Source organism: Streptomyces sp. NPDC006314 (genome assembly GCF_040613075.1).
Lineage (GTDB): Bacteria > Actinomycetota > Actinomycetes > Streptomycetales > Streptomycetaceae > Streptomyces.
This window is the reverse complement of record NZ_JBEXRL010000008.1, coordinates 185,108-198,501: the sequence shown is the minus strand read 5'-3', so window position 1 is coordinate 198,501 and position 13,394 is coordinate 185,108. Positions and strand designations below refer to the sequence as shown.

14 protein-coding genes and 1 pseudogene are annotated in these 13,394 nt (G+C 69.3%); 5 read left to right on the top strand and 10 right to left on the bottom strand.

Features of this window, described 5'->3' with window-relative positions; translation table 11 throughout:
* The gene (locus tag ABZ079_RS17195; protein ID WP_356940255.1) at positions 1–507 is read right to left on the bottom strand and encodes a polysaccharide biosynthesis/export family protein; all 507 of its coding nucleotides are present in this window, start codon (positions 505–507) and stop codon (positions 1–3) included.
* A 482-nt stretch (positions 508–989) separates the two neighbouring features.
* Between ABZ079_RS17195 and ABZ079_RS17190 the strand changes: the two are divergent.
* From ABZ079_RS17190 to ABZ079_RS17180, 3 genes and pseudogenes are all read left to right on the top strand, one after another.
* Positions 990–1,137: pseudogene (locus tag ABZ079_RS17190) on the top strand (IS5/IS1182 family transposase); the annotation flags it as partial.
* 893 nt (positions 1,138–2,030) lie between these two features.
* Positions 2,031–2,441, top strand: a complete 411-nt coding sequence (locus ABZ079_RS17185; protein ID WP_356940254.1) for a DUF6153 family protein — start codon at positions 2,031–2,033, stop codon at positions 2,439–2,441.
* A 92-nt stretch (positions 2,442–2,533) separates the two neighbouring features.
* Positions 2,534–3,142, top strand: a complete 609-nt coding sequence (locus ABZ079_RS17180) for a DUF305 domain-containing protein (protein WP_356940253.1) — start codon at positions 2,534–2,536, stop codon at positions 3,140–3,142.
* 51 nt (positions 3,143–3,193) lie between these two features.
* Here ABZ079_RS17180 and rocD read toward each other — a convergent pair whose 3' ends face one another.
* The 8 genes from rocD to ABZ079_RS17140 form a co-directional block, all read right to left on the bottom strand.
* Complete coding sequence (rocD, locus tag ABZ079_RS17175) at positions 3,194–4,411, bottom strand: ornithine--oxo-acid transaminase (protein WP_356940252.1); 1,218 nt, start codon at positions 4,409–4,411, stop codon at positions 3,194–3,196.
* On the bottom strand, positions 4,411–5,220 hold the full coding sequence (gene ddaH, locus ABZ079_RS17170; RefSeq protein WP_356940251.1) for a dimethylargininase: 810 nt from the start codon (positions 5,218–5,220) through the stop codon (positions 4,411–4,413). Before ddaH ends, rocD begins: the two co-directional genes overlap by 1 nt.
* A 153-nt stretch (positions 5,221–5,373) precedes the next feature.
* Positions 5,374–5,859: an Lrp/AsnC family transcriptional regulator gene (locus ABZ079_RS17165; RefSeq protein ID WP_356940250.1), complete on the bottom strand. Its 486-nt coding sequence runs from the start codon at positions 5,857–5,859 to the stop codon at positions 5,374–5,376.
* A 35-nt stretch (positions 5,860–5,894) separates the two neighbouring features.
* Positions 5,895–6,074, bottom strand: coding sequence for a hypothetical protein (locus ABZ079_RS17160; protein WP_356940249.1), 180 nt, complete (start codon positions 6,072–6,074; stop codon positions 5,895–5,897).
* A 70-nt stretch (positions 6,075–6,144) separates the two neighbouring features.
* Positions 6,145–7,095 carry a cytochrome c oxidase assembly protein gene (locus ABZ079_RS17155; protein ID WP_356940248.1) on the bottom strand — a complete coding sequence of 317 codons (951 nt, stop codon included), beginning with the start codon at positions 7,093–7,095 and terminating at the stop codon, positions 6,145–6,147.
* A 174-nt stretch (positions 7,096–7,269) separates the two neighbouring features.
* Positions 7,270–8,295 carry a 6-phosphofructokinase gene (locus ABZ079_RS17150; protein ID WP_356940247.1) on the bottom strand — a complete coding sequence of 342 codons (1,026 nt, stop codon included), beginning with the start codon at positions 8,293–8,295 and terminating at the stop codon, positions 7,270–7,272.
* 238 nt (positions 8,296–8,533) lie between these two features.
* Entirely contained in the window at positions 8,534–9,262 is a 729-nt protein-coding gene (locus ABZ079_RS17145) for a glutamine amidotransferase (protein ID WP_356940246.1), read from the bottom strand.
* A 20-nt stretch (positions 9,263–9,282) separates the two neighbouring features.
* Complete coding sequence (locus tag ABZ079_RS17140) at positions 9,283–10,521, bottom strand: MurT ligase domain-containing protein (protein ID WP_356940245.1); 1,239 nt, start codon at positions 10,519–10,521, stop codon at positions 9,283–9,285.
* 151 nt (positions 10,522–10,672) lie between these two features.
* On the opposite strand from ABZ079_RS17140, the gene def reads away from it, so the two are divergent.
* Entirely contained in the window at positions 10,673–11,227 is a 555-nt protein-coding gene (gene def / locus ABZ079_RS17135) for a peptide deformylase (RefSeq protein WP_356940244.1), read from the top strand.
* A 56-nt stretch (positions 11,228–11,283) separates the two neighbouring features.
* Here def and ABZ079_RS17130 read toward each other — a convergent pair whose 3' ends face one another.
* Positions 11,284–11,928, bottom strand: coding sequence for a TetR family transcriptional regulator (locus ABZ079_RS17130; protein ID WP_356940243.1), 645 nt, complete (start codon positions 11,926–11,928; stop codon positions 11,284–11,286).
* 168 nt (positions 11,929–12,096) lie between these two features.
* Here ABZ079_RS17130 and ABZ079_RS17125 point away from each other — a divergent pair, with 168 nt between their 5' ends.
* Complete coding sequence (locus ABZ079_RS17125) at positions 12,097–13,353, top strand: acyl-CoA dehydrogenase family protein (protein WP_356940242.1); 1,257 nt, start codon at positions 12,097–12,099, stop codon at positions 13,351–13,353.
* The last annotated feature ends 41 nt before the right edge of the window (positions 13,354–13,394 follow it).

Here is a 13,394-nt window from a genome sequence, read left to right as displayed (position 1 = left end):
CTATGCAAGCTGCACGCGTGTCACGTTGACGAGCGGCTGGGAGAAGAAACCCCCGTCGATGAGACCCTGTTCGATCTGATGCTCCGCTTCGAAGAAGCGATTATCCCGGACAAGGACCCCGCCCAGGAAGGGAATGTTGACGCTCCCCGAACCGTCGACCACGAACGATCCCGAACTGGGGTCGATGCTGCCGTCCGTGTTGAGGAGTCTGACGAAGATCTTCTCCCCCGGCTGGATGGTGTTCTCGAGGTCCACACGAGTGCTGCTCAGGGTGAGATTGACCGTTACAGGGGACAGGATCCCGTCTGCGACGAACCGGTCGTGAATCTCATCGCGTAGATCTGGTGTCAGCGGCTTGCCTTCCGCAATGATCGTGCTCAGTGACGGAATGCGCAGAAGGCGAGATGCGTCGACCGGGTACTCGTGTGTAAAGGACGTCACTGCACCTGAGGCCTCGCGGATCTCCACATTGACGACCTCGCCCAACTCCAGTGAACTGGCGGACATGATAGCTCCACGTTGTGTTGCCGAGCTTTTCGCTAAGAATCTCGCAGCTGGTGCAGTGCCGCAACCCAACCAGTGGTACGCGATACAACAATGTCCTTTTCAATCGTCTTGCGGGGGTGCACCCAAGGGAATCGGCCCACAGCTGACAAGGGATGGACGGAAATGCTGCAGGAGAAGCGGCATATGGGTTGGCGCCTTTGACGACTTGGCGAAATTGCGGTGAGCCGTTGCTCCGGACGGCCCGAAAGACGGGGACGGCAGTTGCTGACGCGGGCAGCCCGAGGCGGCCACGAACAGATCGCAGCCAGTACTTCCCCACCCCCGCGCCAGCGTTGGGCGCCTTTTCATGAACAGGTCGGTGGCTCCGGGACTGTACCCTGGGACAACTCCGGCCCGCTCATCTGGCGGTCGAGTAAACCCAGATTCGGTTGGGCGGGGGCGAACGGGTCTGCGGAAGCTTCTGTTGATCTTCTGTTGACTGTGTGATTACGGCGTCAGAGTCGTCCTGGATTGTTGCGTTCTCCGGTCTGCGACCCCGCAGCTTCGGCAAGCTGGTCAAAGGGCGGCGCGCGGGTGTGGGCGGGGTTTGCCGGCCGGTCGTGGAGTCTCTATTTGGAGGACCGCGTTCTTTCAGGATCGGGCGACCATCCATCCGAAGGAGTTGTTGAGGAAGCGGGGGATCTTCTGCCACCCGGTCTTGATGCTCCCCCCACGTCCACACGTCGATGTCGATCCAGTTCGTACCGTCCGCTTGGACGAAGGGGCCCGTGATGAGCACGTAGTGGTCGGGCACCGCGATCGCGGCGAACGGCACGACGGGCGGCCCGGCGCGGTCGCCAGGTCGTAGATCGCGTTCGCGTTGACGAAGAGCACGATGTCGACGTCGCTCGTGGGGATCAGGCTCAACAGGGGAGGCAGATCTGCCGGGCCCAGGACCGTGGTGTTGTCGGACACGGACGCATACAGGTTTGTGGCGGTGAGCCAACCGGCCAGGGTGCCGGGGAGCGTCAGGCCGGCAACGGAGTCGCCCAGAGTCTTTTGCGGCATGGGGGACTTCTCGGAACTCGCCAACCTTCCTGTGTTTCAGTCGCGTCAGTTGGCCGGTCTTCTCACTGACTTGCTCGCTCATCCGATGGACGCCGTCAGCTACCAGGTTGTTCACGTTGACCGCGAGTGCCTCCCCATTCCGCAGTCCCATGCCTGACATTGATCGGCAACCAGCCTGAATCTCGGATCGGGGGGGATTGGTCCTCGATGAGCTGGATCGCGTCATGGCTCGGGATCACCACTGACCTCTTCCGTCTGCCGGCCAGCTGCGTTGCGGAAGCGGATCCGGCGTCGGCGCCGCTGTGTGCACGCCAGGATCGCGGAGGCGGCCCACGTGCGCCTGTAGTCATCTGTAACCGCCTTGCCCCCACCTCACGCTGGTCGAGGACGAAGACCCCACCGGTCGGGCCGGCCCCCGGTGCGCCCGAACGGCGCGCCCCGGACCGTCGGTGACAGCCGCCTCGTACGATGGCCCGATGCACAGCACCCGACCGCACGCCTCGCGCCCGCCCCAGCGGCGGCGCCGCGCGCTGCTCGTGCTGACGGTGCTGGCCGGGCTGCTGGGCATGCACGCCCTGGCACCCGGCGGGGGCATGGGACATCCGGAGCACACCCGCTCCGCGCACACCCGCTCCGCGCACATGGCCGTCGCCGTCGGCGGGCCCGACGACTGCCCCGGTGGCGACGGTCACCGCGGCGGCCACCACCCGCGCCACGCCGACCCCACCTGCGCGTCGGGCGCGCTGGACGGCGGCCCGCAGCCGCCCGCCCTGCTCCCGGACCCCGTCGCCGTACCGGCGCATCTCTCACGTTCCCGTACGGCCATGGCACCCGAAGGCGCCCGCGCCCCGCCCTCCCTGGCCGAACTCCAACTCCTGCGGATCTAGAGGCCGCCACGGCCCCGGACGCCCCCTTTCGGCGCAGCGTCCGTGGCCGTGCCCACGCGTGCCCCAATCCCCTTGAACACAGGAGTTCCAGCATGACCACCCGTACCCTGACGCGCCGTGCCGTCCTCGTCGCGGTCACCGCGTCCGCCGCCCTCCTCCTCTCCGCCTGCGGGGGCGACACGGACAGTCACGGCAGTCACGCGCCGGCGGCACCGAGCGCGTCCACCACCGCCACCGCCCACAACGCCCAGGACACCGCCTTCGCGCAGGGCATGGTCCCGCACCACCAGCAGGCCCTGGAGATGGCGCGACTCGCCGCCGACCGGGCCTCCTCGGACCGGGTGAAGGATCTGGCCGCCCGCATCGAGAAGGCGCAGGGCCCCGAGATCCGCACCATGAGCGGCTGGCTCAAGGCCTGGGGCGAGCAGCTCCCCATGGCCGGCATGGACCACTCGGGCCACGCCGGCATGCCCGGGATGATGAGTGACGGCGACATGGCGGCCCTGAAGAAGGCCACCGGCAAGGAATTCGACACAGGCTTCCTGTCCCTGATGGTCGAACATCACCAGGGCGCCGTCGAGATGGCCGGTACGGAGCGGGACAAGGGCGCGTACGGGCCCGCCAAGCGCATGGCGGGCGACATCGTCACCGCGCAGAACGCCGAGATCAAGGAGATGAAGCGGCTCCTCGGCAGGAGCTGACGACGCGCCTGGGGGCCGGTGCCCACGGCACCGGCCCCCGCCCACGGACCCTCAGGCCAGCACCTTCTCCAGCGTCGCCAGCGCGGAGCGCAGTTCCTCCGCCGTGATGGTCAGCGGTGGCGCCAGCCGGATCGTGGAGCCATGGGTGTCCTTCACCAGGACGCCCTCCCGCATGAGGCGCTCGCTGACCTCGCGGCCGGTGCCGATCGCCGGGTCGACGTCGACACCCGCCCACAGCCCACGGGAGCGGAAGCCGAGCACACCCTTGCCGACCAGCTCGGTCAGCCCGTCCCGCAGGACCACGCCCAGCTCGGCGGCCCGGCGCTGGAACTCACCGGTCTCCAGCAGCTCCACCACGGCCGTGCCCACCGCCGCGGCGAGCGGGTTCCCGCCGAACGTCGAGCCGTGCTCGCCCGGGCCCAGCACGCCGAGCACCTCACGCCGGGCCACCACCGCCGACACCGGCACGATGCCGCCGCCGAGCGCCTTGCCGAGCAGCAGTACGTCCGGGACGACGTCCTCGTGCTCGACGGCGAGGGTACGGCCGGTGCGGCCGAGGCCCGACTGGATCTCGTCGGCGATGAACAGGCAGCCCTTGCGTCGGGTCAGCTCGCGCACCCCGGTGAGGTAGCCGTCGTCCGGGATGAGCACGCCCGCCTCGCCCTGGATGGGCTCGATCAGCACCGCGGCCGTCGTGTCGTCGACCGCGGCCTCCAGCGCGGCCAGGTCGTTGTACGGCACGATCTTGAAGCCGGGCGTGAACGGACCGAAGCCCGCCCGGGCCGTCTCGTCCGTGGAGAAGCTGACGATCGTCGTCGTCCGGCCGTGGAAGTTCTCCGCCGCGACCACGATCGTCGCCCGGTCGGCCGGGACGCCCTTCACGTCGTACGCCCACTTGCGGGCCACCTTGATGCCGCTCTCCACCGCCTCGGCGCCGGTGTTCATCGGCAGCACCATGTCCAGCCCGGTCAGCTCCGCGAGCCGCTCCGCGAACTCCGCGAGCCGGTCGTTGTGGAAGGCGCGGGAGGTGAGCGTCAGCAGGTCCAGCTGACGGTGCGCGGCCTCGATCAGCGCCGGGTGCCGATGGCCGAAGTTGAGCGCCGAGTATCCGGCGAGCATGTCGAGGTAGCGGTTGCCCTCGACGTCCTCCACCCACGTGCCCTCGGCCCGGGCCACCACCACCGGCAGCGGGTGGTAGTTGTGCGCCAGAACGGGCTCCTCCGCACGGATCAGGTCGGCGGACGTACGCGTGCGCGCGGGTGCGGTCATCAGCGGATCTCCTGGGTGCAGCACTTGATGCCACCGCCGGCCTTGTGGAACTCCGACAGGTCGACGGGGACGGGGACATAACCGTGGTCGGCGAGGCGTTCGGCGAGAGCCTCGGCGCGGGGCGCGATGAAGACGTTCCGGCCGTCGGACACGGAGTTCAGGCCGAACGCCATCGCGTCCTCCCGGGTGGCGAGCACCGCGTCCGGGTACAGCCGCCGCAGCACCTCCCGGCTGCCCGCCGAGAACGCCTCCGGGTAGTAGCAGACGTTGTCGTCGTCCAGCACGAACAGCGCCGTGTCCAGGTGGTAGAAGTACGGGTCCACCAGGCTGAGGCCGATCACCGGGTGGCCGAGGAACTCCTGCGCCTCCCGGTGCGCCTCGCGGGTGGTGCGGAACCCGGTGCCGGCGAGCACGTACCGGCCCGTCCACACCAGGTCGCCCTCGCCCTCGGACACCGACTCGGGGCGGTACACGTCGTAGCCCGCCGCCTTGAACCAGGTGTCGTAGTGCACCGACTCCGGGCGCCGCTCCGGCGCGTGGAAGAGGGAGCCGAAGACCCGGCCGCCGACCACGAACGCCGCGTTCGCGGAGAAGACCATGTCCGGCAGGCCGGGGACCGGCTCGACCGACTCGACGGCGTGACCGTGGGCGCGGTAGGCACGGATCAGTGCCTGCCACTGTTCCTGGGCGAGATCCACGTCGACGGGCCGGTCGGGATGCATCCAGGGGTTGATCGCGTACTGCACCGCGAAATGTGTGGGTTCGCAGACGAGAAAGCGCCGAGGGCGCGGCACACGGCTTTCGGACACAGAGGGTTTCCTCCGGTTTCCTGTGTGTCACTGAGGGGTGACACCACGGTAGGAAGGGAGGGAGACGGACGACAAGAAAGAAAGGCTGCGTGTGTGCGCAGCATCGCTGCGTTCTCATGGCGGGAGACGCACGAGTGATGCGCATGTCGGACGTCAATCCGGTGCGGCATGGGTGGCGCCGGCTTCCGGGCTTTCCGGGAGAAGGTGGGACAGCACCATCACACTGATCGTCTTCCGGATGAAGGGCTCGGCGCGGATGCGCTCCAGCACCTCCTCGAAGTGCTCCACGTCCCGCGCCCGCACATGCAGCAGCGCGTCGGCGCCGCCGGTCACCGTCATGGCAGCCGTGATCTCCGGATGGTTGCGGACGACCTCCGCCAGGCGCCGGGGCGGAGCAGCACCCTCGCAGTACACCTCCACGTACGCCTCGGTGCGCCAGCCGAGCGCGGAGGGCTTCACCGTCGCCGTGAACCCGGTGATCACCCCGGTCTCCCGCAGCCGGTCCGCCCGGCGCTTGACCGCGGTCGCCGACAGCCCGATCGCCGCACCGATCTCGGCGAAGCTGGTCCGGGCGTTCGCCATCAGCGCGGTGATGATCTTGCGGTCGAGGTCGTCGAACGAGGGCGTCCTGCTGTTCATGCGGGCACTGTAGTCAGCAGCGCCCGCGGGCGCCCTCACGGCCGGGTGGCGACCATCGCGAGTGTCAGCAGGCCCAGCACCACCCATCCGAACCACAGCCAGCCGTTGCTGCCGAGCGCGACGGTGTAGGCGGTCACGACGACGAGCCCGCCGACCGTGAGTGCCCCCATCGCCTTGGTGGAACCGTTCGTGGAACCGTTCGTGGAACCGGGCATCGCGACACCCTCCTCATGGTCCGTCCTCCACCATGGTGCCCCGGTTCCCGCCCGGACGGGATACGTCCGGTCAGCCCTCGCGTGTGTTCAGCGAGGCCAGATAGGCGTTGTACGCCTCAAGCTCCTTGTCGCCGTCCCGGTCGGCGGCCCGGTCCGTGCGCTTGGCCTGCCGCTGCTCGGAGCCGTACCACTGGAACAGCAGCGCGATCAGCACCAGCACGGACGGGATCTCGCTGAAAGCCCAGGCGATACCGCCGGCCGCGTTCTGGTCGGACAGTGCGTCGATGCCGAGCGAGGCGGGCGGGTTCTCGAACGTCTCCACCATCGGCGTCGACGCCATCATCAGGGCGATACCGAAGAACGCGTGGAACGGCATGCCCGCGAACAGCTCCAGCATCCGCATCAGGTGCCCCGGCCGGTGCGGACCCGGATCCACGCCGATGATCGGCCAGAAGAACACGACACCGACCGCGAGGAAGTGCACCATCATCGCGACGTGCCCGGTCTTCGACCCCATCAGGAAGTCGAAGATCGGGGTGAAGTACAACGCGTACAGGCTCGCGATGAACAGCGGGATCGTGAACGCCGGGTGCGTGACGACCCGCATGTACCGGCTGTGCAGCAGTGCCAGCAGCAGCTCGCGCGGCCCCTTGCGGCCCCTCCCGGCGGTCGGCAGCGCGCGCAGCGCCAGGGTGACCGGGGCGCCGAGCAGGATCAGGATCGGCGACAGCATGCTGATCACCATGTGCTGCACCATGTGCACGCTGAACATGACCATGCCGTAGTCGTTCAGCCTGGTGCACATCACCAGCGCGATGGTGAGCACGCCGACCACGTACGAGACGGTTCGGCTCACCGGCCAGGCGTCCCCGCGCCGCCGCAGCCGTACGACCCCCCACCCGTACAGACCGAGCCCCACCAGGCAGCCGGCGAGAAAGAACGGGTCAGCGGACCACTCGAGCCCCCGCGCCAGCGTGAACGGCGGCAGATCCATGTGCATGCCGTGCCCGCTGTGATCCATCCGACGGCTCCTGATTCGTGGGGGTTGTGCGACTTGTCCGCCCCAAGAGTAGAACCGCCCCCGGTCACTCATGCGACCGGGGGCGGACAACTCCTCAGGGGCGCGGGGAACTGCGCGGCAAGCCACAACATGCCCGCACCCAGCGACGAGACAGGAACTCCTGCGGCGAGCCCCCTACAGCACGCACTCCGCCTCTTCGTACCGCGCGGAGGGCACCGTCTTCAGGGTCTCCACGGCTTCGGCCAACGGCACCATCACGATGTCGGTCCCCCGCAGAGCGGTCATCTTCCCGAACTCACCCCGGTGCACGGCCTCCACCGCGTGCCAGCCGAACCGCGTCGCCAGCACCCGGTCGTACGCAGTCGGCGTGCCACCCCGCTGGACATGCCCGAGGATCACCGGCCGGGCCTCCTTGCCCAGCCGCTGCTCCAGCTCGACCGACAGCTGCCGCGCGATCCCCGCGAAGCGCTCGTGGCCGTAGATGTCCTTGCCGCCCTCGTCGAACTCCATGCCGCCCGGCCGGGGTTTGGCCCCCTCCGCGGCGACCACGATCGCGAACCGCTTGCCCGCCTCGAACCGCTCGCCGACCTTCCTCGTCAACTCGTCGATGTCGAAGGGCCGCTCCGGCACGACGATGGCGTGGGCACCGGCCGCCATGCCGGAGTGCAGGGCGATCCAGCCGGTGTGGCGGCCCATGACCTCCACGATCAGCACCCGCTGGTGGGACTCGGCGGTGGTCTTCAGCCGGTCCAGCGCCTCGGTCGCGACGCCCACCGCCGTGTCGAAGCCGAAGGTGACGTCCGTGACGGCGATGTCGTTGTCGATGGTCTTGGGCACGCCCACGATGGGCAGCCCGTTGTCCGACAGCAGCCGGGCCGCCTTCAGCGTGCCCTCGCCGCCGATCGGGATGATCGCGTCAAGACCGAGTTCGGCGACATGACCCCTGGCCCGCTCCACACCGTCCCGCAGATGCTCCGGCCGGACCCGGGAGGAGCCGAGGATGGTGCCGCCGCGAGCCAGGATGCCGCCCACGGCGTCGAGGTCGAGCTTCAGATAGTCGCACTCCAGAAGGCCCTTCCAGCCGTCCCGGAAGCCGATGACCTCGTCGCCGTGGTCGGCGACGGCACGGTGCACGACGGACCGGATGACGGCGTTCAGGCCGGGGCAGTCGCCGCCGGACGTGAGGACACCAATGCGCATAGCCCGATTTACCTTCTCAACGTGGGCCGGGAAACCGGACCACGTTGTCCGGCGGATTCCCGGCCACCCTACCGGCGTGACCGGGTGGCTCCGTAGCGGGCGTCCGCCTGCTGGACGCGCCCGCACATGTGAGCGGACGACCGGTCAGGCGGGCCCCCGTCGAATCTGCCGGAAGGCGCTCGAGGATGCCTCCAGCGCCCCTGAAGGAACAGTCGGGCACGCCGCTGCGCGGCAGTGCTCACGCCGGTTGCTGCGCGGCCGCGATGCGCTCGTTGCGCAGTGCCTCGTACCAGCGGTCGTCGATCGGCGGCAGCGCGTTGACGTCGAGCGCCAGCTTCAGCAGCAGGTCGGCGATCAGCGGGTTGCGGGCCAGGACCGGCCCGTGCATGTACGTACCGAAGACGGTCCCGTTGTACGCGCCCTCCGTGCCGTCCCCGGTGCCGTTGCCCTTGCCGATCTGCACGCGGGCCAGCGGGCGGGCGGTGGCACCGAGGTGGGTGACGCCCTGGTGGTTCTCGAAGCCGGTCAGCGGGGGCAGGCCGAGCTGCGGGTCGATGTCCGCGAGGACGTCGCCGACGCACCGCTCACCCTCGCCGCGCACCGACACCACGTCGAGCAGGCCGAGGCCCGGCTCGCGCTGACCGAGGTCGTTGATGAACTCGTGGCCGAGGATCTGATAACCGGCGCAGACGGAGAAGACGATCGCGCCGTTCTCCACCGCCCGGTTCAGATGGCCGTCACGGCGCAGCCGCTCGGCCGCGAGCCGCTGCGGACGGTCCTCGCCGCCGCCGATCAGGTAGATGTCGCCGGAGGTCGGGATCGGCTGGTCGCTGCGCACGTCGAGCCGGGCCACGTCCAGGCCGCGCTGCCGGGCCCGGCGCTCCACGACGAGCGCGTTGCCCTGGTCACCGTAGGTGCTCAGCAGGTCCGGGTAGATCCACACCAGCCGCAGTTGGTTGTCGCTCATGAGGTGATCGCCCTTCGTGATCAGTTGCCGACGCGGCGGCGCAGGTCCTGGAACGCGGTGTAGTTCGCGATGACCTCGATGCGTCCCGGCGGGGCCATCTGCACGGCCTGGTCGAGGTTCTCGCAGACCTGGAAGTGCTGGTTCGCGACCTCCAGACGGACGGCGAGGTCCAGCTTCCGGTCGCCGATGACGAAGATCGGGTGGCCGGTCAGCCGGGTGTAGTCGACGTCCCACAGCCAGGAGGTGTCGGTGCCGTCGGCGCCGCGCGCGTTCACGGAGAGGATCACCGGGGCGGGCGGTGGGTCGATCAGGGAGAAGGTCTCCAGCCAGCCGGCCGGGTTCTTCGCCAGCAGCAGTCGCAGATCACGGTCCTGGAACTGGACGACGTCGTACCGTCCGGCCACGGCCTGCACCTGGTACATCCGCTCCAGGGCGACCTGCGGCGGCACCCCGAAGACGGCGGCGACGGCCGCGGAGCTGGCCGCGTTCGCCTTGTTGGCCCGGCCCGGCAGCTGCAGGTGGATGGGCCAGGCGGACCCGTGCGGATCCAGCACGTGATCTCCGGACAGGGCCCAGGTCGGCGTGGGCCGCCGGAATCCGCACTCACCACAGAACCAGTCGTCGCCCGGGCGCTGCATCACGCCACCGCACGACGGGCAGGACCAGGCGTCGTCCTTCCACATCTGCCCGGCCGCGACCCAGATCACATTCGGGGAGGAGGACGCGGCCCACACCACCAGCGGGTCATCGCAGTTGGCGACGATCACGGCCTTGGAGCCCGCGAGGCCCTCACGCCAGTTCTCGGCGAGCATGCGGGTCTCGGCGGCGCGGTCCAGCTGGTCGCGGGAGAGGTTCAGCAGGGCGATGCACTTGGGGCTGGTGTCCCGGGCCACTCCGGCCAGGTACTTCTCGTCGACCTCGATGACACCGAACTTCGCGTCCGAGCCGCCCGCGAGCGCGGAGGTGATGCCGGCCGGCATGTTGGCGCCGAGCGCGTTCGACACGACCGGGCCCGCGGCGCGCAGCGCCTCCGCGATGAGCCGGGTGGTCGTGGTCTTGCCATTGGTGGCGGACACCAGGACGACGTCCAGGTTCTGGGCGAGCCGTCCGAGGAGATCGGGGTCGAGTTTCAGCGCGACCCGGCCACCGATCACCGACCCGCTGCCGCGTCCCGCGGCGCGTGATGCCGCAGCGACCGCCTTTCCCGCGGTCACGGCCAGCTTGGCCCGCGGCGAGAGCGGGTCCGAGTTGCCTGCCATCAGTTCTCGATCCTCCTTGCGTACGCGCCGCGCCTGGGGCCATCCGGCAACGTGGTGTGGACCTCAGCCTATCGAGATCCCTTCGCACACCCGAATCCCGGTCCGTGCCTGTGCGGCGGGCATGAGCTGAACGAACCGTACCCTTGCCGCCATGCGACACGGCTCGATCCCGGGCGCCCACGGGCGCGTCCGGCCCCTTTCCCTGCTCGGCGACTCCGTCCTGCGCGAGCCATGCCGGGACGTCACGGACTTCGGTTCCGAATTGGCCGACCTCGTGGAGGACTTGTTCGCGACCATGTACGCGGCGCAGGGGGTGGGCCTGGCCGCGAATCAGGTCGGGGTGCCTTTGCGGGTGTTCGTGTACGACTGTCCCGACGACGAGGACGTCCGTCACCTGGGCCATGTGGTGAACCCACGCCTGGTCGAGACGGACGGCGTGGTGATCCGCGGCCCGGAGGGCTGCCTGTCCCTGCCGGGCCTGGAGGCGGGGACGGAACGGTACGACCATGCGGTGGTCGAGGGCTTCACGGTGACGGGGGAGCCGATCACCGTGCACGGCACCGGGTTCTTCGCCAGGTGCTTGCAGCACGAGTGCGACCACCTGGCGGGCAAGGTGTACGCGGATCACTTGACGGGATGGCGTCGCCGCACACTCATGAGGCGGATCACCAAGGCTTCATGGCACCGGGCGGGCCGGCTCGTCTGAGGGGCGCGGGGGACTGCGCGGCAGCCCCCCAGGGGCTCGCACCGGTCACGCGACGGTCAGAACCCCGGGCCCCCCACCCTGTCCCCGGCAGCGGCAAGCCGCCCCCACAGAAGATCTGCGAGAGACCGCACCAATTCGGCACGGGAGCAGGGCCGTTCCCCGAGCCACCAGTCCCCGGCGGCGTGCATCATCCCGACGATCCCATGCCCCCACACCCGGGCCAGCTGCTGACTGCCGGGCCCGAGATCCACCCGCTCCTCGATGACCTGGGCCAGGTCCTCGCCCATCCGCCGGAGCAGCGGAGCCGAATGCTTGCCGACGTCGAACCCCTGGTCGCCGCCCGTGCTGCCCTCGGCCGGATGCATGAGGAACCGGTACACCTGGGGCCGCGCCTCGATCGCCGCGAGATACGTGTCCAATGTGGACTCCACCCGCTCCCGCCGATCGGCGGGAGCGTCCAGCGCCGCCCGGAGTGAATCCAGCAGAGCGTCGGTGTGCCGCTTGGCCAAGGCCGCGTAAAGCCCGCCCTTGTCGCCGAAGTGGCGGTAGAGGATCGGCTTCGTGATTCCCGCCTCCGCCGCGATCGCGTTCATCGACGCCTGCGGGCCGTCGCGCAGCACCACCCGGTCGGCGGCCTCCAGCAGCTCGCGCCGTCGGCGGTCGGCGGTCCGCTGCTGATCGGTCCGCTGTGTGGTGTCCATGTGCTCTCCCCACCCGTGCTGATTCGGTGACGCCTGCGCAAACTAACACTGACCGGGCCCCTGACATCGAACGGGATACCGGCGTCATCAGCGGTTGACTTTTCCTACCCGCCAGTAACAGACTCGCGTTACCGCTAGTAACATCGCACTGCCGCCGCTGGAGGGGACATGGCCGAGTTCACCATGGAGCTGAACGACGAACAGAAGGAAGTCCGGGACTGGCTCCATGGCTTCGCCGCCGATGTGATCCGCCCCGCGGCCGCCGAGTGGGACGAGCGCGAGGAGACTCCCTGGCCGGTCATCCAGGAGGCCGCGAAGGTCGGCATCTACTCCCTCGACTTCTACGCGCAGCAGTACTTCGACCCCACCGGCCTCGGCATCCCGATGGCCATGGAGGAGCTGTTCTGGGGCGACGCGGGCATCGCCCTCTCCATTGTGGGCACGGGCCTCGCCGCCGTGGGCGTTCTCGCCAACGGAACCGAGGAACAGATCGGCACCTGGATCCCGCAGATGTACGGCGACCAGAACGACGTCAAGGTGGCCGCGTTCTGCTCCTCCGAGCCCGACGCCGGGTCTGATGTGGCCTCCATGCGCACGCGGGCCGTGTACGACGAGGCCAAGGACGAGTGGGTGATCAACGGCACGAAGACCTGGGCGACCAACGGCGGCATCGCCAACGTCCACGTCGTCGTCGCCGTGGTCGACCCGGAGCTGGGCTCCAAGGGCCACGCGTCCTTCATCATCCCCCCGGACACGCACGGCCTGGCACAGGGCCAGAAGTTCAAGAAGCACGGCATCCGTGCCTCGCACACCGCCGAGGTCATCCTCGACAACGTCCGCGTTCCCGGCTCCTGCCTGCTCGGCGGCAAGGAGAAACTGGACGAACGGCTCGCCCGGGCCCGGGAGAAGGCGAAGGCCGCCGGCGGTGTGGGGGCGCCCCGGGCCGAAGGCGCGGGGAGGGTGAAGAACGCGGCGATGGCGACGTTCGAGGCCTCACGGCCGGCCGTGGGCGCGATGGCGGTCGGCACCGCGCGGGCCGCGTACGAGGTCGCCCTCGACTACGCCAAGACGCGTGAGCAGTTCGGGCGGCCGATCATCGACAACCAGGGTGTCGCTTTCCAGCTCGCGGACATGAGGACGCAGATCGACGCGGCCCGTCTGCTGGTGTGGCGGGCGTCGTGGATGGCGATCAACGGCAAGCCGTTCACCGCGGCCGAGGGGTCGATGTCCAAACTCTTCGCCAGTGAGACCGCGAAGAAGGTGACCGCGCAGGCCGTTCAGATCCTGGGCGGCAACGGGTACACCCGCGAGTACCCGGTGGAGCGGATGCACCGTGACGCGGCCATCTACACGATCTTCGAGGGTACGAGCGAGATCCAGCGGCTTGTCATCGCGCGGACGTTGTCCGGGATGGCCATCCGATAGCCGGACCGACGGCAGCCCGCGCAGACCACCTTCGCGAGAGC